Origin of the sequence: Bryocella elongata, from assembly GCF_900108185.1 — a bacterium.
Lineage (GTDB): Bacteria > Acidobacteriota > Terriglobia > Terriglobales > Acidobacteriaceae > Granulicella > Granulicella elongata.
The window spans coordinates 301025-324404 of the sequence record NZ_FNVA01000001.1 but is presented as its reverse complement, the minus strand read 5'-3'; the positions used below and the strand labels follow the sequence as shown (position 1 = coordinate 324404).

At 64.0% G+C, this 23380-nt stretch carries 22 protein-coding genes and 1 pseudogene; 14 read left to right on the top strand and 9 right to left on the bottom strand.

What is annotated here, in order from left to right:
* Positions 1 to 279: 279 nt before the first annotated feature.
* The 5 genes and pseudogenes from C4S68_RS01335 to C4S68_RS01320 form a co-directional block, all read right to left on the bottom strand.
* Positions 280 to 837 carry a hypothetical protein gene (locus tag C4S68_RS01335; protein ID WP_103931231.1) on the bottom strand — a complete coding sequence of 186 codons (558 nt, stop codon included), beginning with the start codon at positions 835 to 837 and terminating at the stop codon, positions 280 to 282.
* A 27-nt stretch (positions 838 to 864) separates the two neighbouring features.
* Positions 865 to 2133: a diaminopimelate decarboxylase gene (gene lysA / locus C4S68_RS01330; protein WP_103932103.1), complete on the bottom strand. Its 1269-nt coding sequence runs from the start codon at positions 2131 to 2133 to the stop codon at positions 865 to 867.
* A 20-nt stretch (positions 2134 to 2153) separates the two neighbouring features.
* The gene (locus tag C4S68_RS01325; protein WP_235011276.1) at positions 2154 to 2474 is read right to left on the bottom strand and encodes a PspC domain-containing protein; all 321 of its coding nucleotides are present in this window, start codon (positions 2472 to 2474) and stop codon (positions 2154 to 2156) included.
* A 6-nt stretch (positions 2475 to 2480) separates the two neighbouring features.
* A pseudogene (locus tag C4S68_RS23890) lies at positions 2481 to 2543 on the bottom strand (zinc-ribbon domain-containing protein); the annotation flags it as partial.
* A gap of 129 nt (positions 2544 to 2672) precedes the next feature.
* Positions 2673 to 3884, bottom strand: coding sequence for a tetratricopeptide repeat protein (locus C4S68_RS01320; RefSeq protein ID WP_235011275.1), 1212 nt, complete (start codon positions 3882 to 3884; stop codon positions 2673 to 2675).
* A 226-nt stretch (positions 3885 to 4110) separates the two neighbouring features.
* On the opposite strand from C4S68_RS01320, the gene C4S68_RS01315 reads away from it, so the two are divergent.
* From C4S68_RS01315 to C4S68_RS01305, 3 genes are all read left to right on the top strand, one after another.
* Complete coding sequence (locus tag C4S68_RS01315; RefSeq protein ID WP_103931229.1) at positions 4111 to 4383, top strand: hypothetical protein; 273 nt, start codon at positions 4111 to 4113, stop codon at positions 4381 to 4383.
* 64 nt (positions 4384 to 4447) lie between these two features.
* Positions 4448 to 5851 carry a peptidase associated/transthyretin-like domain-containing protein gene (locus C4S68_RS01310; protein WP_103931228.1) on the top strand — a complete coding sequence of 468 codons (1404 nt, stop codon included), beginning with the start codon at positions 4448 to 4450 and terminating at the stop codon, positions 5849 to 5851.
* Positions 5851 to 6354: a DUF4149 domain-containing protein gene (locus tag C4S68_RS01305; RefSeq protein ID WP_103931227.1), complete on the top strand. Its 504-nt coding sequence runs from the start codon at positions 5851 to 5853 to the stop codon at positions 6352 to 6354. The genes C4S68_RS01310 and C4S68_RS01305 overlap by 1 nt, the downstream gene beginning before the upstream one ends.
* 3 nt (positions 6355 to 6357) lie before the next feature.
* On the opposite strand, the gene C4S68_RS01300 is transcribed toward C4S68_RS01305, so the two are convergent.
* Positions 6358 to 6921: a TetR/AcrR family transcriptional regulator gene (locus C4S68_RS01300; protein ID WP_103932101.1), complete on the bottom strand. Its 564-nt coding sequence runs from the start codon at positions 6919 to 6921 to the stop codon at positions 6358 to 6360.
* Positions 6922 to 7077: 156 nt separating this feature from the next.
* Between C4S68_RS01300 and C4S68_RS01295 the strand changes: the two genes are divergently transcribed.
* Entirely contained in the window at positions 7078 to 7623 is a 546-nt protein-coding gene (locus C4S68_RS01295; RefSeq protein ID WP_103931226.1) for a carboxymuconolactone decarboxylase family protein, read from the top strand.
* Between the two features lie 68 nt (positions 7624 to 7691).
* Here the strand turns inward: C4S68_RS01295 and C4S68_RS01290 are convergent, their stop codons facing one another.
* Positions 7692 to 8831, bottom strand: coding sequence for a VWA domain-containing protein (locus C4S68_RS01290; RefSeq protein ID WP_235011274.1), 1140 nt, complete (start codon positions 8829 to 8831; stop codon positions 7692 to 7694).
* Positions 8832 to 9180: 349 nt separating this feature from the next.
* Here C4S68_RS01290 and C4S68_RS01285 point away from each other — a divergent pair, with 349 nt between their 5' ends.
* The 8 genes from C4S68_RS01285 to C4S68_RS01250 all read left to right on the top strand — a co-directional run bounded on the left by C4S68_RS01285 (position 9181) and on the right by C4S68_RS01250 (position 18807).
* On the top strand, positions 9181 to 10191 hold the full coding sequence (locus tag C4S68_RS01285) for an NAD(P)-dependent alcohol dehydrogenase (RefSeq protein ID WP_235011273.1): 1011 nt from the start codon (positions 9181 to 9183) through the stop codon (positions 10189 to 10191).
* Between the two features lie 98 nt (positions 10192 to 10289).
* On the top strand, positions 10290 to 11537 hold the full coding sequence (locus tag C4S68_RS01280; protein ID WP_103931224.1) for a peptidase associated/transthyretin-like domain-containing protein: 1248 nt from the start codon (positions 10290 to 10292) through the stop codon (positions 11535 to 11537).
* Positions 11538 to 11576: 39 nt separating this feature from the next.
* Positions 11577 to 12827 carry an ABC transporter permease gene (locus C4S68_RS01275; RefSeq protein ID WP_103931223.1) on the top strand — a complete coding sequence of 417 codons (1251 nt, stop codon included), beginning with the start codon at positions 11577 to 11579 and terminating at the stop codon, positions 12825 to 12827.
* Positions 12828 to 12902: 75 nt separating this feature from the next.
* Positions 12903 to 13391: a carboxymuconolactone decarboxylase family protein gene (locus tag C4S68_RS01270; RefSeq protein ID WP_103931222.1), complete on the top strand. Its 489-nt coding sequence runs from the start codon at positions 12903 to 12905 to the stop codon at positions 13389 to 13391.
* The gene (locus tag C4S68_RS01265; RefSeq protein WP_103931221.1) at positions 13391 to 14086 is read left to right on the top strand and encodes an ABC transporter ATP-binding protein; all 696 of its coding nucleotides are present in this window, start codon (positions 13391 to 13393) and stop codon (positions 14084 to 14086) included. The genes C4S68_RS01270 and C4S68_RS01265 overlap by 1 nt, the downstream gene beginning before the upstream one ends.
* An 89-nt stretch (positions 14087 to 14175) precedes the next feature.
* A complete protein-coding gene (locus C4S68_RS01260) occupies positions 14176 to 15237 on the top strand; it encodes a DUF4034 domain-containing protein (protein ID WP_103931220.1) in 1062 nt (353 codons plus the stop codon).
* 359 nt (positions 15238 to 15596) lie between these two features.
* Positions 15597 to 18074: an ATP-dependent Clp protease ATP-binding subunit gene (locus C4S68_RS01255; protein ID WP_103931219.1), complete on the top strand. Its 2478-nt coding sequence runs from the start codon at positions 15597 to 15599 to the stop codon at positions 18072 to 18074.
* Between the two features lie 253 nt (positions 18075 to 18327).
* On the top strand, positions 18328 to 18807 hold the full coding sequence (locus tag C4S68_RS01250) for a cupin domain-containing protein (RefSeq protein WP_103931218.1): 480 nt from the start codon (positions 18328 to 18330) through the stop codon (positions 18805 to 18807).
* A gap of 160 nt (positions 18808 to 18967) precedes the next feature.
* Here the strand turns inward: C4S68_RS01250 and C4S68_RS01245 are convergent, their stop codons facing one another.
* Both C4S68_RS01245 and C4S68_RS01240 read right to left on the bottom strand, forming a co-directional pair.
* Positions 18968 to 19273 (bottom strand): YtxH domain-containing protein, encoded by a 306-nt coding sequence (locus tag C4S68_RS01245; protein WP_103931217.1) that lies wholly within the window; start codon positions 19271 to 19273, stop codon positions 18968 to 18970.
* A gap of 148 nt (positions 19274 to 19421) precedes the next feature.
* Complete coding sequence (locus C4S68_RS01240) at positions 19422 to 20255, bottom strand: uracil-DNA glycosylase (RefSeq protein WP_327333203.1); 834 nt, start codon at positions 20253 to 20255, stop codon at positions 19422 to 19424.
* 245 nt (positions 20256 to 20500) lie between these two features.
* Between C4S68_RS01240 and C4S68_RS01235 the strand changes: the two genes are divergently transcribed.
* Together C4S68_RS01235 and tig are read left to right on the top strand one after the other, a co-directional pair.
* Positions 20501 to 21742 (top strand): aldose epimerase family protein, encoded by a 1242-nt coding sequence (locus tag C4S68_RS01235; RefSeq protein ID WP_103931216.1) that lies wholly within the window; start codon positions 20501 to 20503, stop codon positions 21740 to 21742.
* A 194-nt stretch (positions 21743 to 21936) separates the two neighbouring features.
* Positions 21937 to 23355, top strand: coding sequence for a trigger factor (gene tig / locus C4S68_RS01230; RefSeq protein ID WP_235011272.1), 1419 nt, complete (start codon positions 21937 to 21939; stop codon positions 23353 to 23355).
* Positions 23356 to 23380: the final 25 nt, after the last annotated feature.

Sequence of the window (23380 nt, the reverse complement as noted above, 5' to 3'; positions counted from 1 at the left end):
ATCGGAGCCAGAACACCGAGAAAATTCTAGCATGCAGGGGTGTGCGAACCTTCCCCGCCCCGGCACCAACGGCAGGTCACACCTTCAGGCGTGACCTCAACCATCACCTCATTCTAGATTCGGCCGACCAGGAGATTCCCCTCGTCAAGGCCCGCCACAAGAAAAAGGGCCAGCGGCCCGACCACATACCAGCCTGGGGTGGAGCGAAGCGCAACCCCAGGGTGCTCTACCAAACCACCCAAGCGCTGAAAGCGCGGCATATTCCGACGGAATCCCCAATCAAGGACGCACTTGGCAAGGAAAAGCGGCACCGTCGCTGTAAAGGACGACCGCGTACCAGCGTTGTTCGAGGCGCCAAATCTCTAGTGCATCAATCGGCAGTGCGGAGCTACGACGACATTTCCCCACATATGGGGCGAACTGAAGCCGATCCTCTGGATCGAACACGAGATAAACCAAGTTCGAACGGCCAGCCAGGTCCCACGCCTTCATCCTCACATCGTGGGCACTTGGTTGGGAGTCGGGATTCGACAGGACCTCACGCTCAAAATGATCCCGATGGAGGATCCAGCGAGCCTCGAACCGTACATAGTGGCCAAACACGCGATACCGAAAGATCGCGAAACACGCAGCCAATAAGACAAGAACGAGCGCCGCGGAGCGCAGGGCCGATCTTCTCCCAGCCAGAAATGCGAGTACAAGCATCACCAGAACGACCGGGATTAACAACACGGCATAAGCCGGATCGAGTTCCCACCACGACACATAGGCCGCCGCAGCAACCGCGCCAATCGCTACGATCAACGAAACTCGCCAGCAGACAACCTCACGCCGCATCGCTTTTTCCAGCCCCGGTTCAGAGTCCTACAACACCTCGCCAGCCAGCATCTCCTCCACCGTCTCCCGCCGCCGGATCAACCGCGCTTTCCCACCCTCAACCAACACCTCCGCAGCCCGGCCGCGGGTGTTGTAGTTCGAGCTCAAGCTCATCCCATACGCTCCCGCATCCAGCAGGGCGACCAGGTCGCCCGCCTCCAGCGCCTCAGTCTCACGATCTCGCGCGAAAAAGTCGCCCGACTCGCACACCGGCCCTACAATATCCGCCACCTGCGCCGCACGCCCGCGCAGCTCCAACGGCACGATCTCATGGTGCGCCTGGTACAGCGCCGGACGGATCAGGTCATTCATCGCTGCATCGGTGATCACAAACCGCTTCGCACCGTTCTGCTTCACCGCAATCACCCGCGTCAGCAGCGCTCCCGCCTGCGCGATGATGAACCGCCCCGGCTCCAGCAGCAGATGCACGCCCAGGCCCGCAATCACTTCCTTGATCGCCGCCGCATACGCCGTCACACGCTCCGCAGGATCGAACGCCTTGCGGCCATACTCGATGCCAAACCCGCCACCCGCATCGAGGTAGCGAATGTTCAGCCCATCCGCGCGCAGCTCTTCGATCAGCTGCCGCACCCGCTTCACCGACTCCGCAAACGGAGCCACATCGCGAATCTGCGAGCCGATGTGCACGCTCACGCCCGCAGGCTCCAGCCCCGGCAGCTTCGCTGCATGCGCATAGATCGCCCGCGCCCGCGCGATCGCGATCCCGAACTTGTGCTCGCTCATCCCGGTCGAGATATACGGATGCGTCTCCGCAAAGACATCCGGATTCACACGAAGCGCCATCCGCGCCGTGCGACCTAACGCTTGCGCGCGAGCCGAGAGCAGCTCAACCTCAGCTTCGCTCTCCACGTTGAACATCAAAATGCCGGCTTCCAACGCAGCATCGATCTCCCACGCCAGCTTACCCACACCAGAAAACACCACGCGCGACTGCGCTTCGGCATCCGCGCGATGCACGCGCTCCAGCTCACCGCCACTCACAATGTCGAAGCCGCAACCCATCTCGCCCAGCAGCTTCAACAGCGCCAGCGAGCTGTTCGCCTTCACCGCATAGCAAAGCGTGTGATCGACGCCTGCAAACGCACGCTGCAACAGCTCCACGCGCGACCGCACATTGTCGGCCGAGTACACATACAGCGGCGTGCCGTACTGCTCAGCCAGCGAAACAAGATCCACGCCCGAGACCTCCAGGCGTGGACCGTTGTAAGCGAAGGGCCGAGGCCCCAGATCGTTCATGCTGTTCGTCGTACTCTCGTTCACGAAGCGTTCGTTCCTGTCTGTTCGGAGTAAGGCGCCGCGGGCGGCGCAGGAGGCATAGGCGGAGCTCCGCCGGCAGGTGCATACATCACATACGGCGGCATGCCAATCGGCTCGTTCGGCATCGCAATCCACGCGATCAGATACGCCACAATCGGCGAGCCACAACCGAAGACCACCAGCAGCAGCAGGGCGATACGCACCAGCGTCACGTCCCACCCATACCGCAGTGCAAAGCCCGCGCAGACGCCCGCAATCGCGCGCCCTTGCCGCGGACGATAAAGTCGCGTCTGCACCGGGGGCACGGCTTGAAAGTTCATGGTCGCGCCACACTGGCTGCAGAAGCGAACACCCGAATCCATTGTCTTGCCACATACGTTACAGGTCATATTCGCCTCCTCAATCCAACATTGTTTCATACGGGATATCGATCGATTTGGTTCCCTGCAACCGCTGCCCAAGAACTCTCTGCTCGTATCTGTTCCGCTGTTCTGCTGTTCTGCCGTTCTGCTGTTTCTCTACTTCCCGCTATACGGCGTCTTCAGATACCGCCGCGCGGCATCCGCCTGCGACTGATCGCCGCCCGTCGCCAGCACCTGCTGGTACGCATGCACCGCCGCCGGACGATCATGCAGCATGTCGCTCACCTGGCCCTCATATAGCCACGCCCGCTTCTTCAGCCAGTCGCTGCAGTTCGGTTGCTGCACCACCTTCAGGTACCCCTCCTGCGCACCCTTCAGGTCGTTGTATCCACGCTGCGTGTCGGCCATGCCGAACCACGCCAGCTGCAGCCGCGCATCCACGAAGTACCCCGGCTTCGCCGCATCGTCCAGCACCTTGTGGTACTCCGCGATCGCATCCAGCCCATGCCCTTCGTCCTTCAACAGATTGGCCTCTTCGAGCCGGAAGAGATAGTCGTGCGGATACTGTGCCGCGAGCCCACGCTCCACCTCCAGCGCCTCGGGATAACGCCCATCATGCCGCAGAAACAACGACAGCGCCGTACGCGACTCCACACTCGTCACCACGCCATGCGCCGCCGCGTCGCGCAGCAGCGCAATGCCGCGCTGCTTCGATCCACCCACGCCCATGATGCCGACGATCATCCGCACCCAGCCCGGCAGGCTCGCCACCGCAAACTGCTGGATCCCCACCGCCATCTTGGCGTCCGCATACTGCGGGTCGAGCTTCAGCACCGTCTCGCAGTCGTTGCGCGCCGAGTACCCCTGACGCGCCGCTGCCGCAAAGCTGTGGTCCGCCAGCGTAATGAACGCCGCATGCATCCCCTTCGCATATCCCCGCTCGAACAGCGCATCCTTGTCGTTGGGATTGGCCTTCAGCGCCGCATCGGTCAACGCGGTCACCTTCGCCAGCAGGTCCTCGATCGCCCTCCGCTCGTTGGCAGGAATGTCCACCTGCCGCTTGGTCGAGAGAAAGCTGTCATGCGCGTAATACGTGGTGTCCAGCAGGTCCTGCTGATACAGCGCACGAAACACATGCGTCAGCAGCAGGTAGTCATACGCCATCGCATCGTTGGGGTGCCCCTGCGCCACCTGTTCGAAGATCCGCTGCGCTCCATCGAAGTCCATCTCGTAGAAGCGGTCATACCCGCGCCGCACCATGGGATCGAAGTTCAGCGCCGCGCTGTGCTGGCTTGCCTGCGAATTCCCCTGCGGCTGCGCCGCAGCCATCGCCACGCCAAGAGCACCTGCGACCACTGCCGCGCACATCGTCCTGCCCCATCGAACCACTGCCGGTCTCAAGCTCAAGTTGTCCTTTGCTGCTGCGCCAAGGCAACGGTTTCGGCGCGAAGGTTCAGCACTGCGGGAAAGTTGGTGCGTCGGGTCACACGCCGATCCGGACCGGCGCACCTACAATATAGATTGGACGCTAAGCACGCCGATGAAGTCCGCTTGGCTGGCAATGCCCCACCGAACCCGAAAGGCTTCACCCGACATGGATCTCTCCGCCGTCCTTCCCGCGCTCATCCTGGTTGCTGTCTGCTTCGCCTATGTCTTCTGGCCGCAGCCTCTTACCGCACCGACGGTGGAGAAGTCGCGCCTCGATTACCTTCGCGAACGGAAAGACTCCATCTACGAGAACCTGCGCGACCTGAACTTCGAGAACAAGGCTGGCAAGTACCCCGAAGCCGACTTCCTCGCCCAGCGCAACGCGCTCGAGAGCGAAGCCGCAGCGGTCGTCGAAGAGATGGATTCCCTCGGCGGCTGACGCCACGAGCCGCTGTGCGCCATATCACCGGCCACCATGGCACTCTCTGCCGTATCCTTGACTCGTGTACGGACCCGGACGAATCACCCCATCGCTGCGACTTCTCGCCCTCCTTCTCTCCCTCCCGCTCCTGGCTCACGCCTCCGGCCCGGTGACGGGCAACGTGACCAACCGCACCGTGGGCAAGCCCTCGGCCGGCGACACCGTCACCCTGTTGAAGCTCACCACGGGCATGGAAGAGGTCATCTCGACCACCACCGACGCCCACGGTCACTTCAAGCTCGATGTGCCGGACGACGCGATGCACCTCATCCGCGTCACGCACGACAAGGCCAGCTACTTCGCTCCGCTCCAGCCCACCACGCACGACGTCACCGTAGACGTCTATGACGCAGCACCCGTCGTCGCCGGCGTCTCCACCACCGTGCAGGAGCTTCACGTCGAGACCTCCGCCGACAAGCTGCAGGTCGTCGAGGTCATCCAGGTGACCAACCAGTCGCAGCCTGCCAAGACCCAGTTCGGCCCCAAGGGTTACGACTTCTACCTTCCGCCCAACGCACACATCGTGCGCACCGTCGCCATGCGCGACCAGCTCCCCGTCCCGGCAACCGCAACGCCCGTGGGCGACGCCAACCACTACACCTTCATCTTCCCCATCCGCCCGGGCGAGACGCAGTTCGGCATCTTCTATGACCTTCCCTACAACGGCAAGGCGGAGATCCCGCTCCACATCGTCCAGCCGGTAGCCACACTCGCGGTCCTGCTGCCGCCCAGCGTCACCTTCAAGTCCGGCCGCGGCGCCAACTTCGCGCAGCAGGCAGCCAGCGCCGACAACGGAAACGCTCAGACCTGGACCGCTACGCAGATCGCAGGCGATTCCACCCTGAGCTTCTCGATCTCAGGCACCGGATCCCTGCAGCCGCAGGGTCCCGCACAGGGTTCCACCCCCGGCGGTGGAGCTCCCGCCGAGGCCGGAGCACCCTCCGGCGGCGCTGACCCTGGCCAGGCAGCGACCGCCGACACCCGCCCCGGCGGTGGTCTCGGCAACCCCCTCGACCCCAACGGAGACCGCGACCCCTGGGGCAAGTACAAATGGTTCATCCTGGGCGGCTTCGTGCTCCTGCTCGCCATCGGAGCGGGCTTCATGCTCCGCGCTCCGTCCGGAACGGATGGCGCCCAGGCTGGCTCGGCGCAGAATCCCGTTTATGCTTCGCCCCTGCAGCCCCACCGTCCCGCCGCCCCCATCTCGTCGGACCAGCACATCCTTTCCGCGATGAAGGAAGAGCTCTTCGCGCTCGAGACAGAACGGCTGCAAAAGCACATCTCCGAGGACGAATACCTGGAGCATAAGGCTGCGCTGGAGGCCGTACTTCGCCGCGCGCTCAACCGCTCCAGCAACGCAGCTGCAGGGCAGCCGGACAAGGCAGACAAGTCCTCCGGCCCCACCACCCCCACCGGAGCCGCTTGATGCTGACTGTTCTTCGTATCCTCCGGACCTACGCCCTCGCCGCCTGGGTCGGTGGACTCGCCTTCTTCATCGTCGTCGCCGCCATCGCCTTCAGCACACTGCCCACGCCATTTCTGGCTGGGCAGATCGTGCGTGGGTCGCTCATTGCGATCCATCGTATCGGCCTTGGCGCAGGCCTCATCTACCTGCTCGCCACGCTCGTCATGCTTGCAACCCGCCGCGACGGTCACCCCACCCGCGTCGCCGAGGTGGTCCTGGCAGCGGTCATGCTCACCCTCACCATGTACTCGCAGATGTCGATCATTCCGCGCATGGACACCGACCGCAACGCCCTCGGCGGCGATGTGACAAAATCCAGCCCCGGCGTTCCGGCCTACGACGACTTCCAGAAGCTCCACGTCCGCTCGACCCGCGTCGAAGGAGCCGTCCTGATCCTCGGCCTCATCGTCCTCGCCCTTGGCCCCATCCACGGCCGCAACGAGTACATTCCCCCGATCCTGTAGCCTTCAGGCCGTGCCCAGCAACTCCGGCACGGCCTTCAAGGCGCGCTCGAACGGTGCTCCGTCCCCCATCACCCGTGAGAGCACCAGCCCCCCCTCGATGCGTGTGATGGCCTCCTCCGCCCGCGCGCGAGCCTGCGCACCGGAGATCCCCGCCTCCTTCGCAACTGCCGCAAAGGCGTCCAGCCACGCCTGCATCGTTGCCCGCAGCGCCTCCTTCAGCTCCTGTGAAGCGCCCGGGATGGACATGAGGTCGAAGACGCAGGACTTCAACCCGCAGCCATAGAACTCGCGCAGACGCTCGCAGATGAGCTGCACCCGCCGCCGCGCTGTGCCTCCACCAGTAGCCAGCGGATCGAAGATCAGCTGCTGCATCCCGCCCGCAACCCAAGTCACCACCGCCATGGCAATCTCATCCTTGCCGCCGGGAAACCTGTAGTAGAGGCTCGCCTTTTCGAGTCCCGTAGCCTCCGCCAGCTGCTTCAGGCTCACGCCCTCAAACCCAAAGGTCCGGAACAGCTCCAGGGCCCGGGTGAGAAGCTCGTCGTCGCTGATCGTTCGGTGCGCCATCGCTGAATCCTCCCCCTCTTTATATATGCCGAACCTTCGGTAGGGATTCATTCCAGGGCTCAGGAAATAATCTCGCAACTTTACCGATCGGTCGGTATCTATGTATGCAGAACCGACTGAGGCACGACCCACCGGCCCGGTCCAAGGAGAAACACCATGTCCCGTCTTTCAGTGATCGATCCCGCCACCTCTACCGGAAAAGCCCATGACCTCCTCAGCGCCGTCAAAGCCAAGCTGGGCATCGTCCCCAACCTCACTCGCGTCATGGCCAACTCGCCGGCGGTGCTTGAAGGCTACCTCGGCTTCAGCGGTGCCCTGGCCCATGGCCAGCTCGACGCCAGGCTTCGCGAGCAGCTCGCCCTCGCCGTCTCGCAGGAAAACGGCTGCGATTACTGCCTTTCCGCACACAGCGCCATCGGCAAGATGGTCGGCCTCAAGCCCGAAGAGATCATCGCCAGCCGCGAAGGCAAAGGCACCGATCACAAGACCACTGCGGCCCTCACGTTCGCGCACAAGGTCGTCGCAACGCGAGGGAAGGTGACCGCTGCCGATGTGGACGCCGTCCGCGCTGCCGGCTTCTCCGACGGAGAGATCGCTGAGATCCTCGCCCACGTCGCACTCAACGTCTTCACCAACTACTTCAACAACGCCACAGAACCCGAGATCGATTTTCCGAAGGTCTCCGCAGCAGTCCTGGCCTGATCGCGCCCAGAAAAACGGGGCCGTCGCAATCAAAATGCGGCGGCCCCATCGTCTTGCGCCAGCGAGCGCTACTCCACCGGCAGCTTCGCCTTATATCCATCCCGCGCAATGATCGAGTACTTCAGCGGCTTGCCCTTCTCGTCGACCATCTTCATCGGCTTGCCTTCGTTGTCCACCAGGTAGACCTTCACCTTGCGATAGCTGCCATCGTTCTTGCTGTTCGTCGGCCGGTAGGTCAGCACGTACTGGTTGCGAATCGACTGGTTGATCTGTCCGAAGATATCCGGCAGCTCTCCCTGGAAGATCGGAGCGAAATGCATGCCGCCGGTCATCGCGGCGATGGTCTTCATCTCGTTATCGGCCTGCAGGTAGCTCATATCGCGGGATCCGCCCATGCCTCCGCGCAGCTCGCGAACGAATCCGCCCGTACTCACCGTGAAGATCGTCACGTTGGGTGTGGCCTTGATCTTCGCCATCATCTGGTCCCACGTCAGCCGTGAGAGCGTGTCCCGACCGCTCGAGATCAGCACGATGTACTTGCGGCCTTCAATCCGCGTCAACCGGTCAAGCGTCTCGTAGAGCGCATCGAACTCATTCGTCTCGCTGAACGTCGGTATCACCATGCTCTGCAGCGCCTGCCGCACCGTGTCGCGATCGTTCGTAAAGTCGCACAGGATATGCGTCTGCATGTCATACGTCGCGACCGCCACGTAGTCCTCGGGCTGCATGGTCCGGAAGAAGCTCGCCGAAGCGTTCTGCATGTCCTGGATGAACGCCCACGAGTTCGCTGCGAACTCCAGCAACATCACCGCCGTGATCGGTGTCTTCGACATCCGCAGCGTCGCCACCTGCTGCTCCACACCGTCCTCCGTCACGAGGAAGTTCCCTTGCTTCAGCCCCGGGACGAACTGGTGGTTCTTGTCCAGCAACACCGATACGTCGAGGTTCACCACCGGCACGTCCACGCGCAGTGAGAAGACCTCGCCGTTGGGGTTCGCCACCTTCTCCTCAGCAGGCGCCGGAGGTGGCGTGTCGGCTTCCTTCTTCTTCCCCAGCACAATGCCACCGGAATCCGTGTTCGGCCCGGCATCATCCGGCGTTCCCTGCGGTGCGGGAGTCTGCTGGCCAGGCTTCTGATCACCCGGAGTCTGCGACGTGCTTTGCCCCCAGCCCGGACCGCCCGCCATCAACAGTCCCGCCAACAACATGGAGCTCCGCCACCCGCGACTCATCCTCATCGACATACGCCCGCCTCTTTGCCTGTAACGCAACTAGGTTAGACGACGACAGGGGTCTCCGGTTTAACTCCCCGCTTTGACCCGAGCATGTTGCAAAACAATGGGTCGCCAGGGGGTGCCGGCGACCCATTGCCTTCAAATCGCGCCTCCTATCCAGGGAATCAGCCGGTGGGGGACTGTCCCGACCAGAGGCGCGGCACAATTATCATCATCAGCACTACAACTTGCAAGGTCGAGTCCCAAAAATTCTGGTGTACTCTCAAAACACTGCGCCGCAAGTCCTATTTGTCGAGACGTTGGTGCGAGGGGGCCTTCCGTCGTGAAGTCTGAGATCCATGGCCTTGCCGTTCACGCCGCTGGTGCACAACTGCTGCCGTTCAAATACGTTGTCGAAGACCTCAGTCCTCACGACGTCGAAATCAAGATCAGCCATTGCGGTGTCTGCCACTCCGACATCCATCTCATCAACAACGACTGGCAGATCTCCAGGTACCCCTTCATCCCCGGCCACGAGATCGTGGGCGAAGTTACCGCCGTCGGCAGCGATGTCACCTCGCTGCAGCCAGGCCAGCGTGTAGCCGTCGGCTGGCAGGCAGGCTCCTGCGGTGAGTGCGAATGGTGCCGCCAGGGCCAGGAGCAGCTCTGCCCCAGGGTGCAGCCCACCTGCGTCGGCCGCCACGGTGGCTACGCCGACGCCGTCCGCGTGCAGGCAAAGTTCGCCATCCCCGTGCCCGAGTCGCTGCCCAGCGAAGGCGTCGCCCCGCTCATGTGCGCCGGCATCACCGTCTACTCGCCGCTCAAGAACTTCCTCGCCCGGCCCTCGAGCCGCGTCGGCGTCGTCGGTATCGGCGGACTCGGCCACCTCGGCATCCAGTTCGCCAAGGTCTTCGGCTGCGAGGTCACCGCCTTCTCCAGCTCCAAGGACAAAGAAGAGGAGGCAAAGACACTCGGCGCCCACCACTTCGTCAATACCCGCGACAGCAAGGGCCTCAAGAAGCTCGAAAGCTCCTTCGACCTCATCCTCTCGACCGTCTCCGCCGATCAGGACTTCCAGGGCTTCATCAACGCCCTCCGCCCCCGCGGAACGCTGGTCCTGCTCGGAGCTTCACCCTCGCCCGTAGCCATCTCAGCGTCGAGCCTTCTGGGCAAGGACCGCGGCCTCGCCGGAAGCAACACCGGCAGCCCGCACGACCTCGCCGAGATGCTTGACGTCGCCGCCCGCCACAACGTAGTAGCGATGACCCAGCGATTCCCCATGAAGGACGCCAGCAAAGCCATCGAAGCCGTGAAGAAGAACAAGGTCCGCTACCGCGCCGTGCTGGCGAACTGACCCACCCGCACAGCTCACCTCATCCAACCAGCCTCGTCGAACCCGCTATACGATTCCGCAGTGCCGTTGAGCTCAATTCACTCCCGGGAGCCGGATCCATGCGTTCTGCCGTTGCTGTCCTGTTCGCCCTTCCGCTGTTCGCCGTGTCACTGTCGTCAGCAGCGCAAAGTTCGCCCACACGCGTTCCACGTAACGAGGACTACGGTTCGGTCACCGGCCACATCACCTGCTCAGACACACAGCGCCCCGCCCGCGTCGCAGAGGTTCGCCTCGTTCCGGTGGTGCCCACGGCCCTCACGGAGAGCGAGAGGACCGGCCCCACAGACGGCGTGGCGCAAGGCAGCCAGCTTCCTCCCGTCGAAACCGACATGAGTGGCGCCTACACCCTCCACAACGTCGTCCCCGGCGACTACTACCTGCGCGTCGACTACATCGGGTACATCACGCCCCTCACCTCCTTCACCGGAGCACAACTCTCCAAGCCCGCACCGGATGTGCAACAGCGCATGCAGCGCGACCTCCAGATCGTGCGAGTCGCAGCACATGCCACCACGCAGGCCGATAGCGTCCTGCAGCGCGGTGCAGCCGTCTCCGGCAGCGTGCTTTACGACGACGGCTCACCCGCCATCGGCCTCCGCGTCGACCTTCTGCTGGCCAATGAAAAGGGCGAGTACAAGAAGGAGTTCCAGACCGGCTTCTACACCCCGCCCACCGACGATCAGGGGCGCTTCCGCATCGACGCTGTCCCTCCCGGCAAGTACATCGTCGTCGCCAATCTCTCCCTCAATGACCACAGCACCATGTCGATGCCCTCACCGGATGGCAAAGGGGCCGTTCAGATGAACATGACGCGCACCTGGTTCTCGCTGCCCATCTACTCTGGCAGCGTACTCCGCCGGCGCGACGCTATCGTGATCGACGCAACGGCAGGACAGGAGATCGCCGACGCGAACCTCACTGTGCCCTTGAGCAAGCTGCACCCGGTCTCCGGCTCCCTGCTCGCCCCTGACGGGCACACCGTCAACACCGGCACCGTCAAGCTCCTCCACGCCGACGACCGCGAAGAGCTCACCTCGGTCAGTGTCCGTCCCGACGACCAGCAGTTCCACTTCCCCTACGTCCCCGAAGACACCTACGCCCTCACCGTAAGCGGCGCCCGCGACACCAGACAGATCGAGGTCGAAAACGCCAAAGGCATCACACCGCCCAGCCACTTCGAAGAGAAGACCGTGCAGACCTACGGCGATGCTGAGCAAACCCTGAAGGTCGAGACCGACACCATGGGCCTGCTCGTGCAGGTTCCCGCAAAGAAAGCCACCGCAGCCGGAGCCGGCACCACAAACTAGAGTCGTCCCGCTCGAAACCGCAAGTATGCTGGAACCTGCATGCGCTTTGAGCTCTTTATCGCCGCGCGTTATCTCCGCGCGCGCCGTCGTCAGGCCGTCGTCGGTCTCATCACGCTGATCTCCGTCATCGGCGTCGCTGCAGGCGTGGCTTCGCTCATCATCGCGCTCGCCATCACCAACGGCATGCGGCGCGACCTCCAGGACCGCCTCGTCGGCTCCACCGCACACGTCCTCCTGATGAAGACCGCGGGCGACGGCATCGACAACTGGCGTCCCCTGCTCGACAAGCTCCAGCACCAGCCGCACGTCCTCGCCGCCGCCCCCGGCCTCTACGGCCAGGTCCTCATCTCGCGCGGTCCCCGATCCGGCGGCGCCCTCATCAAAGGCATCCTCCCCGACGACGAACTCAAGACCGGCAACCTTCTCCAATCCATCAAGCAAGGCTCCTACGGTGAACTCCAACCGACGACCCTAATCCCTAATCCCTCTCCCCTAATCCCTAAACCAATCGTCATCGGCCAGGACCTCGCCACCACCCTCGGCGCCGAGGTCGGCGACTCCCTCCTCGTCACCTCCCCGCAGGGCGAGCTCACACCCCTCGGCCTCATCCCCCGCTACGAGCACTTCCGCGTCGTCGGCATCTTCAACTCCGGCTTCTACCAGTACGACTCCAGCTACGCCTTCATGCGCCTCGCCGACGCGCAGCATCTCTTCTCCGAGCCCGACGTCATCTCCGTCATCAGCTTCAAACTCGACGATCTCTACAAAGCCCAGCAGGTCGGCCACGCGCTCGAGCAGGTTGCCGGCAACGGCTTCCAGGCCACCAACTGGATGGAGCAGAACCGCGAGCTCTTCCGCGCCCTCAAGCTCGAGCAGGTCGTCACCTTCATCGTGCTCGCGCTCATCGTCGTCGTCGCCGCGCTCAACATCCTCATCGCCCTCACCATGATGGTGATGGAGAAGACCCGCGACATCGCCGTCATGATGAGCTTCGGCGTCGACGCCTCGCAGATCCGCCGCATCTTCCTCGCGCAAGGCCTGCTGATTAGCGGCATCGGCACGGTGCTCGGCCTCGTAGTCGGCTACGCCGCCTCCCTCGCCGGCTCGCACTACAAGTTCATCCAGCTCGACGCCAGCATCTACTCCATCGACTATCTCCCCTTCGCGCCACGCATCATCGACGCCCTCGCCGTCGCCGCACTCTCCCTCATCACCGCACTGCTCGCGACCCTCTATCCCTCACACTCCGCCGCCAGCGTCCTACCCGCCGAGGCCCTGCGCTACGAATAGCAAGACTCGCAGCTCGAAGCCCACAACTCGAAACTCGATCACCACTTTGTTCTTCAAAGCCGGAACTTCTGCCTGATGCGCCTTCCCTACACCAAACTCGCCCCCGAGGCCTACGCCCGCCTCTCCGCTCTCGGCCACTACCTCAGCACCGAGACCACGCTCGAGCCCGTCCTCCTCGAACTCATCTTCCTCCGCGCCTCCACGCTCAACGGCTGCAACTTCTGCGTCGGCCTCCACACCGCCGCGCTGAAGAAGCACAACGAGCCCGACACCCGCATCGACGCCATCAAGGCCATGGATTCCATCGCCGACTGGCAGGCCTCCGACGCCTTCACGCCCCGCGAGCAAGCAGCCCTCGCCTGGACGGACGTTCTCACCAACCTGCAGGCCACCCACGCCTCCGACGCCGACTTCGCCGCCATCTCCGAGCACTTCCACGACAAGAACCTCGTCGACCTCACCTTCGCCATCGCCGAGATCAACGCCTGGAACCGCCTCGGCGTCGCCTTCGGAGCCGAGTGGAAGCCGCGCCCCGCAGCCCCCGTGCCGGAGACCAACGCCTGATGGCAACCAGCTCCCCCATCCTCCGCGCCGAGGCCCTCGAAAAGACCTACCCTCCGCTCACCTCCGGAGCCCCCGGCCTCACGCTCTTCCGCGACCTCTCGCTCGAGGTCGCCCCCGGCGAGATGGTCGCCGTCGTCGGCCAGTCCGGCGCCGGCAAGAGCACCCTGCTGCACCTCATGGCCGCGCTCGACCGCCCCACAACCGGCAACGTCTACGTTGGCGAAACCGAGGTCACCGCCCTCACGCCCCGTCAGCAGTCCGCCTTCCGCAACCGCCAGATCGGCTACGTCTGGCAGTTCCACTACCTTCTGCCCGAGTTCACTGCCCTCGAAAACGCGGCCATGCCGCTGCTCGCCCGCGGCGTTGCGAAGTCGGAAGCCCTCGCTGCCGCCGAAACCTGGCTCGCCCGCGTCGGCCTCGCGGGCCGCGGTCATCACAGGTCAGGCGAGCTCTCCGGCGGCGAGCAGCAGCGCGTGTCCATCGCCCGGGCGCTCGTGACACAACCCCGCCTCCTGCTCGCCGATGAGCCCACCGGCGATCTCGACACCACCACCTCCACCCAGGTCTTCGAACTCCTCCAGCAGCTCCATCGGGAGCAGGGCCTCGCGAGCCTCATCGTCACTCACAACCTCGACTTCGCCGCACGCTGCGACCGCGTCCTGCGCCTCAAGGGCGGCCAGCTGCACCCGGCGTAGCCCATCCCCGATACAAACTTCGTTGCCACGACCTCTGACCATTGGTACCCTGACCGCGTCCTCTTAGCGCCCCTGTCGAGGTTCCTTCTGTGCGCCGTCTCCGCATTCCTCTCCTGCTGTGTGCCGCTGCCCTGACGATCCCTGCCCCTCGCCTGTTCGCACAGCTTGAACCTCCAGGAGCCCACGCGACCGCTCCGGACAACGAGCAGGAGACCGACGAGGCCGAGGAAGGCTCCCGCCAGCTCATCCATGACGTCCGCGCCGACCTCATCGCCGAGCGCTTCGACAACATCGATCGCCTCGCCGCAGGCTTCCGCCGCGACAAATCCCGCTGGAACGGCGGCGCCTGGAAGCTTCGCACCCTCTACGGTGCCCTCGACGCGCCGCATCAGACCGAGCCCGACACCGTCGCCCATCTCGACCTCCTGCGTCGCTGGATGCAGCAGCGCCCCGAATCGATCACGGCCCGCGTCGCTCTCGCCACCAGTCTCACCCGCTGGGCCTGGGTTGCCCGTGGCAACGGCGTTGCCCGCACCGTCACCGACGAAGGCCGGAAGCTCTTCGAACAGCGCATCGCCGAAGCACAGGCCGTCCTCGAGGGTTCGCGCGACATGCGCAACCAATGCCCGCAATGGTTCTCCGAAGAGATGGTCGTCGGACTCGCGCAGGGCTGGAACGAACGGCAGATGCGCGAGCTCTTCGACCGCGCCGTCCAGTTCGAGCCCGAGTATCAGTACTTCTACAAGCAGCGCACCAACTACCTTCTGCCCAAGTGGTACGGCAGCCCGACCGACGCCAGCAGCTTCGCGAAGAGCGCCGCGGACCACGTCGGCGGGGACATGGGCGACTACATCTACTGGGAGACCGCCACCGTCATCCTGCATCGCGGCAACGGCGACCTCGAGCCCATGGTCAAGCAACTCGACTGGGCTCGCATCCAGCGCGGCTACCAGGTGCTCAACTCCCGCTTCCACGCGGATCGAACCCAACGCAACCAGCTCGCCTTCATGGCCTACAAGTTCAACGACAACGCCGTCGCCCAGCAGCAGTTCGCCTCCATCGGCAACGAGTGGAACCGCGGCGTGTGGCGAGACCGGAACTTCTTCGAGAAGGTCCGCGACTGGTCCACCGGCCACAACTCCTGGCCGTAGCCGGCAGCCCAGAATCGGCCGTTACCTCGCACCCCGATACCCATCTGGCCCAATCCGGGACACCGGCTGGCCCGTTATCCCGCTGACGGGCTGAACAATGTCCGGTTTGCGACCGATTTCCCACAGCGGCGTCCAATCTCTGATGTCGGACGCCGTGTACCCGCTACGTTTTTGGTGCAGCTGCGGATACACTAGGGCCAACTCTCTGGACGCCAGATCAATCCATTGCTCAGGCGTGCCAGGTCCCTACTCCGCGGGCAGGCGACCGCCCGCGGCGGCCACGGCAACCGTCATCGCAGACCGCGCCCCGCAACTTGTACCACCTCCAATGCGCGGGGGCTGCGGTCCGAAGGGGGAGCATGTTCGAACGCTATACAGAAAAGGCGCGGCGCGTCATCTTCTTTGCGCGCTACGAGGCAAGCCAGTTTGGCTCGCCCTACATTGAAACCGAACATCTCCTGCTGGGTCTTCTTCGTGAAGACAAGGCCCTCACCAATCGTTTTCTGCGTTCCCACGCGTCTGTCGAATCCATCCGCAAGCAGATCGAGCAGCACACCACGGTCCGCGAGAAGGTCTCGACCTCGGTCGACCTCCCGCTCTCCAATGAGTGCAAACGCGTTCTCGCCTACGCGGCAGAAGAAGCCGAACGGCTCTCCCACAAGCACATCGGTACCGAGCATCTTCTGCTCGGCCTGCTTCGTGAAGAGAAGTGCTTCGCTGCCGAGATCCTGACCGAACGCGGCCTGCGCCTCGCTACCATTCGCGAGGAGCTGCAGCGCACCACGCAGGAAAAGCCCGCAGCCCCCGCACAGGGAGGCAAGCAGCGCGGCAACCAGCAGGAGCAGTCCATGCTGGCGGAGTTCTCACGCGACCTCACCCAGGCCGCCTCCGACGGGCAGCTCGATCCCCTCGTCGGTCGCGACTTCGAAGTCGAACGCGTCATCCAGATCCTCTGCCGCCGCACCAAGAACAATCCCGTCCTCATCGGTGAACCCGGCGTCGGCAAGACAGCCATCGTCGAAGGCCTCGCGCAGAAAATCGCTGACGGAGAAGTCCCCAGCTTCCTCGCCGAAAAGCGCGTTCTCTCGCTCGACCTTTCGCTGATCGTCGCCGGCACCAAGTATCGCGGCCAGTTCGAAGAGCGCCTGAAGACCATCATGAAGGAGCTCATGGAGAATCAAAACTCCATCGTCTTCATCGATGAGTTGCACACGCTCGTGGGCGCTGGCTCCGCCGAGGGTTCCCTCGACGCCGCCAACATCCTCAAGCCCGCCCTCAGCCGTGGCGAGATCCAGTGCATCGGAGCCACCACGCCAGCCGAGTACCGCAAGTCCATCGAGAAGGACCGCTCCCTCGAACGGCGCTTCCAGGCCGTCAAGGTTCCGCCTCCCAACGAAGAGGATGCCGTCAAGATCATCATGGGCATCCGCGAGAAGTACGAGAAGTTCCATGCCGTCAGCTACACCGACGACGCGATCCACTTCTCCGTCTCGCACTCGCACCGCTACATCCCGGATCGCTTCCTTCCTGACAAGGCGATCGATCTCATCGACGAGGCCGGTGCTCGCGTAAAACTGCGCCAGACCACCCTGCCCGAAGAGCTCACCGAGGTCCAGAAGCGCATCAAGTTCATCGTGCATCGCATGGAAAACGCCATCGCGAATCACGAGTTCGAGAAGGCCCGCTTCTACTCCGACGAGGAACGCAAGGAGCGCGAGAATCTGCGCGCCCTCCGCGACAAGTACCACCTCGATGAAAGCTGCTCCGGCATCGTCACCCGCGAAGACATCGAAGATGTCGTCTCGCGCTGGACCGGCGTTCCCATCACCTCGATCAAGGAAGAAGAGACCCAGAAGCTTCTCCGGGTCGAGGAAGAGCTGCACAAGCGCGTCATCGCGCAGGACAAGGCCATCAGCGCCCTGGCCCGTGCGATCCGCCGCTCGCGTGCAGGCTTGAAGAACCCCAACCGTCCCATCGGAAGCTTCCTCTTCCTTGGGCCCACCGGCGTCGGTAAGACGGAGGTCGCTCGCACCCTCGCGCAGTTCCTCTTCGGCAGCGAGAAGAGCCTCATCCGCTTCGATATGTCGGAGTTCATGGAGAAGCACTCCGTCTCCAAGCTCATCGGTTCGCCTCCGGGCTACGTGGGCTACGAGGAGGGCGGTCAGCTTACTGAGAGGGTCAAACGGAATCCCTATTCCGTTGTCCTCCTGGACGAGGTCGAAAAGGCTCATCCGGACGTCTTCAACCTGATGCTTCAGGTCTTCGAAGACGGCCAGCTGACCGACGGTCTCGGCAACACGGTCGACTTCAAGAACACGATCATCATCATGACCTCGAACATCGGTGCCAAGCACCTGATGAAACGCGAGTCACTCGGCTTCCAGTCGAGCAAGGATGAAGTCGTGCTCGAGAAGATGCAGGAGATGGTGATGGGCGAGGTGAAGAAGACCTTCAACCCCGAGTTCATCAACCGCCTGGACGAAACGATCGTGTTCACTGCCCTCAGCGACAGCGATCTGATGCAGATCCTCGAACTCCTCGTGCAATCCCTCAACACCAACCTGGTGCACAAGGCGATCACGATCAGCGTGCAGGACGATGCCAAGCGCTGGATCCTCGAAAAGACGATCACCGATCGCAACTACGGTGCCCGTCCGCTGCGCCGCGCTCTGCAGCGCTTCATCGAAGACCCGCTCTCCGAGGCGCTCATCGCCGGGCAGCTAGCCGAACGCCCTGCGTTCCTCGAGGTCTACCTGCACAACAACCAGCTGCACTACCGCCCTGTCACCCAGGAAGGCGAAGAAAAAGCCGCCGGCCTGGCCCTCAGCGTGGTCTAGCCACTTTCAACTCCGGATTCATGCAACCCGAATCCGGATGCCACCAAACGACGACGCCCCGGCCAACGCCGGGGCGTCGTCGTTTCGAGCACACGCCTTTCCTCGTAGCCCGTAGCTGTTCCCCTCACAGCCCTACAGAACAAGAACCGCCGTTGCCCAACGCCGGCAAAATGTCCCCGGGCTGGCTTTCCTTCCGTCAGGTGCGTGGCCTCTCGTATCTCGCATCCCGTATCTTGTTCTCCGGAGGAACTCCATGCCCGACCTCGATCGCCGCGCCTTCGCCGCGATGCTCCCAGCCCTTTTCGCCGCCTTGTCTCCGGAAGCCCTGTCCCCGGAGGCTCAAGCGCAACAGCCTGCGGGCACCCCCGCGAAGGCTCCGCTCAAGACCCTCACCTCCGGCGTCTACCCTCCCGGCCCCGACCATGGATCAGGAGGCCGCAAGGCGCACAGCTTCCTCGCCGGCATGCTCACCGCCGGCAACATCCAGATCGAGATGCATGAGACCGAGCAGCAGCCCGGCACGCCGCACGAAGCCATCGGCACCCACCTCCACAACGAGATCTGGCTCGTCCGCGAAGGCACCTGCGACCTCATGACCAACGGCGTCACCCGCCGCATGAACGCCGGCGACGTAGGCCTCTGCTGCGCCGGCGACACGCATTGGGTAAGCAACGCGGGCGACACCGTCTGCAAATACTTCGTAGTCACCGTAGGCCCACCCGAGCCGCGCTAGTCTCACATCCCCTGAATTTCGGGCAAAAAGACGCCCGCGACGTTTTCACGTCGCGGGCGAATATGTCTGCCTTTCACGGGTAAGCCCGGTCGTAGTGTCGATGGCAGTCCCTTCTGCTCTACGACCTTGAAACACGGCGGCCCTAGGCCGTCCTGCTTCCCTACACCAGCTTGCTAAGCCCCTTCGCCGTCTTCGTGGCCGACTTCACCACATCCCCAGCCGAATCCAGCGCATCGTCGAAGCGGTCCTTGCTCACCTCGATAAACTTCTGCGTCTCCTTGGCCAGCTTCTCGGCCTGGTCCTTCAGGTAGTCCGCTGCCTCCTCAAGGGAGTCGGAAACATCTTCCGCCTTGCGCTTCAGTTGCTTGCGCGTCTGGGCGCCTGACTGCGGAGCGTAGAGCAGCGCCGCGATCCCACCCGCGATTGCGCCCAATCCCAAAGCAATCCAAAAATCCCGATTCTTCATCGTGCAGCCTCCATGTACGTTTCGCGTTTCAGTGCTTCGCGTTGTGATCCCGCAAAAATCCAGTTGCACATGAGATTCGCCTCCCCGCGCTGGAGTTGCGTCATTGCGAGCATTTCTCCCGTGAGTCGGAACCCACGGAACAAAAGCCCTACTCGATCCCCGCCAGCTCCAGCGCCCTCACGAAGATCTTCGCGAACATGGTGCTGTTCAGTCGGCCCGTCAGCGTGTTCCGCAACGACGGATGATAGCTCCCCAACAACGTCAACCCGTTCGGCAGCGCGTACTCGGCCCCGTGGCTGAACTTGTACGCCGCCCGCCGCGCGATCGTCCCTTCGTTTACCAGGTGGGCCAGGTAGCCGTCCCACGCGATCTTGCCCAGACACACCACCACCCGGACCTTCTTCAGCGCCGCAACCTCCGCCGTCAGGTGCGGCGAACAGTTGCGAATCTCCTCCGGCGTCGGCTTGTCGCCCGGAGGAGCGCAACGCACCACCGACCCGATCCACGCCTTCCGCAGCTTCAGTCCATCGTCCCGCGAGACGCCCTGCGGCTTACTCGCCAGGCCCAGGTCGTGGAGCACCGGGTACATAAAATCCCCCGACCCGTCGCCCGTAAACGGCCGCCCCGTCCGGTTCGCTCCGTGAGCTCCCGGCGCCAGCCCCAGGATGAGGATGCGCGCGCTCGGATCGCCGAATCCCGGCACCGGTCGTGCCCAGTACTCCTGGTCCTGGTACGCCCGCCGCTTCACCTCGCCGATCCGCGTACAGTACTCCCGCAGACGCGCGCAACGCTCGCAGGTAGCAATGGCATGCTGCACCCCGGAGAGCACCGTTAGAGCAGCCGGAGTCGCAGGCCCCGCCGGCCTTCCCGCCGCAAGAACCACGGCCTCGATAGGCCGTCGACCATCCTTTGCCGGACCCGCTGCCGGGGCGCTCTTTGCACGCTGTTTCGCCGGCTTGCCTGCTGACTGCGGTCGGGACACCTCGCCCCGCGCTTTCCCTTGTGTGTAACGCTCCATGCCTTGCTGATGATACCGTTGACTTTGGGCCTTTATCTGGTGCGCACGCAAGGTAACCTGTGCGTCCCCACGAACCAGCCCAGCGGCCACGGAAGAGTCTTACCGGGCCAGGAGAATGAAAGCTCATGAACGGGGAAGCACCGCGGCCCGACGAGCAGCACTGGGAGTCCTCAAGCCCCCGGAAACATCAGCTGTCCACCTCTGGATATATGACCCCGGCCCTGATCGGACTGGTGTGCGCGGGACTCCTCGTCGCCTCCTTCGAGCGCGGCCACGGAAATCTCCACCACATCACCGAGGCGGTCGTCCCCGCGTCGGCGCCTGTATCCAATCTCCCGAACGCTCCCGGCGGTCAGGACGCGATTCGGCTCACCCGCACCGCCAGCTCCATCGGCACGCAGGCCGAGTTCCTCTCCGCAACTCTGCTTCCCGGTCGCGGGCTGGAAGTCCTCCAGATCACAGCTTCGATCCCCGGCCACGGCGAAGTGCCTCTACTCATCGCCCCCACCTTGCCGCAGGCTCTTGAAGACTGGACCGGCACCGGTGCCGACGCGCACGGAGCCCTGGGCGCGACCTCTGCGGGAGCGTTCCTTCTACCCTGGGCGGGCCACCTGCTTGGCAACCCCGGCGTCCAGCCCGGCACGGTGCAGGTCGCCTGGCAGGGACGCACCCTCACGGTTCCCTCCAGTCGCGATATCGCCAGCCAGTCCACCGAAGGGCTCGTTCTCGACCGTGCCGTGGAAGCCGTCAAGACATCCGTTCTCCCCGACGGGCAGGCACTCGAAGCCACCTTGCACGCTGCTGACTTCAACGGCGCCTGGCCCTCCACCATCGACATCCAGTACCGCGTCGAGATGACGGGCCACACCCTCGACATGACCATCAAGGCGACCAACACCGGCTCCAGGCCCGCCCCAATGGGCATCGGCTGGAAGCCGCACCTCGCCATCCCCTCCGGCGACCGCGCCAGCGCCACGCTGAGCATCCCGTCCACCACGCTGAGCGCCGTCGATCCCCACTCCGGAAGGCCAACCGGCAAAACCCGCCCCGCCTCCGACACAGGAATGGACTTCTCCAGCGCCGCCGGAACTCCCCTCGGTTCGCGCGACATCGATGCCACCTACACCGACCTGCTGCAGGCCGGCCTCGCGGATGGCCCCATCGCGTCTCTGCACGATCCCACCTTCAACTACACGCTGCGCATCATCCCGCTCGCTGCAGCCATCGGCCGCCTCCACGTCGAAGCTCCCGCCGGAAAGCCCTGGATTGCCATCGAGCCCAATACCAACGGCGACGATCCCACTGGCCCCCAGTGGCAGACGCCGCCTGACGACAGCGGCCTCGTCACCCTCGCTCCCGGCGCCAGCATGCTCTGGAAGGTGCGGCTGGAAATCTCGACGACCGCTCTCCCCGGCGGTACCGCAGGCGGCGACACCAAGCCGACGCCTTAACTGCGAGCTTTCGACGGGAGGCAGCGCCGCAGCACTGCGGCGCATTGACCCCCGCCGCGCACGCTCGTATCCTTGAACCTGGCAATGTTGTTTCCCGCATGCGCCGGGCGGCGCTGAAGCGCCTTTCCAATGCCCGCGCCCTCTCCGAGACAAATCCCTGCCGATACGAATTTCCCCTGGAAGGCGATTGCACCTTGACCCCTGCAGATACCACCGAAGAGACCCTGACTCCCGCAACCGAGAGCCACGACCACGCTGGCCATGATCACGATCACGCTGGGCACGATCACGAGCACCACCACCACGGTCCCGTGCTGAACCCCGAGCTCACCCGCTCCATCCAGGTCGAAGCTCCCGCCGAGGACGTCGACAAGGCCTTCCGCAAGGTCGTGAAGAAGTACGCCAAGATGGCGCGCATCCCCGGCTTCCGCGCCGGCAAGGTGCCCGAGTCGCTCATCCGCTCGCGCTTCGCACGCGACGTACGCCAGGAAGTCCTCGAGTCCCTCGTGAGCGACAAGTTCCGTGAGGCACTCGAGTCCCAGAGCCTGCAGCCCGTCTCGCAGCCCCAGGTCTCCGAGCTCCTGCTCGCTGAAGGCGCGCCCCTCAAGTTCACGGCCTCCTTCGAAGTCCTCCCCGAGTTCACCGTCGACGGCTACGACGCCGTCACCGTCGAGAAGCCCGAGACCGCGCTCACCGACGACGAGTTCAACGCCGAACTCGACAACGTCCTCGAGCACCACGCCACCGTCGAGCCCGTCGAAGAGGACCGTCCCCTCGCCGACGGCGACTGGGCCGAGATCACCTTCACCGGCAAGATCCAGGATCCCGCACAGGTTGTCGGCGAGGAAGGCCTCGAGTCCGCCTCCGAGTCCCAGCCGATCACCGGCGAAGACATCCTGATCCAGGTCGCTGGCAAGAACACCCTCCCCGCTTTCACGGCCGCTCTCCAGGGCGCCAAGGTTGGCCAGGAGCTCGAGTTCGAAGCCTCCTACCCCGCTGAGTTCGGCGATGCACGCCTCGCCGGCAAGACCGTCAGCTACGACGTCACCGTCAAGGCCATCAAGTCCAAGACCTTCCCTGAGCGCGACGACGAGTTCGCCAAGCAGCTCGGCAACTACGACAGCTGGTCCGACTTCGAGACCAAGCTGCGGGAGCGCGCCGGCGAGCGCAAGAAGGACAACCTGGAAGCCCAGGCTCGCGACAAGATGCTCGACGACGTCATCGCGAAGTTCAACTTCCCCGTGCCCGAGACCTTCGTGCAGCAGCAGATCGACGCTCGTCTCGAGCGCGGCCTGCGGGCTCTCGCCCAGCAGGGCATGAGCGCCGATGCCATGCGTCAGCTCGACTTCGGTCGTCTGCGCGAGGCCAACCGCGATCAGGCCATCAACGAGGTCAAGGCCTCGCTGATCCTCGATAAGGTCGCCCAGGCAGAAGGCGTCGACGTCTCCGACGAGGAGATGGAGCGCGAGCTCCTCATGCTCTCGCTGCAGTCGCGCGAGCCGCTCGATCCCCTCCGCAAGCGCATGCAGGAAGATGGCACCCTGGTCCGGATGAAGGACCAGATCCGCCGCGAGAAGGCCGGTCAGGCCCTCTACGACAAGCTGGCCAAGTAGTCTCAAACAGAAACCCGGGTCCCAA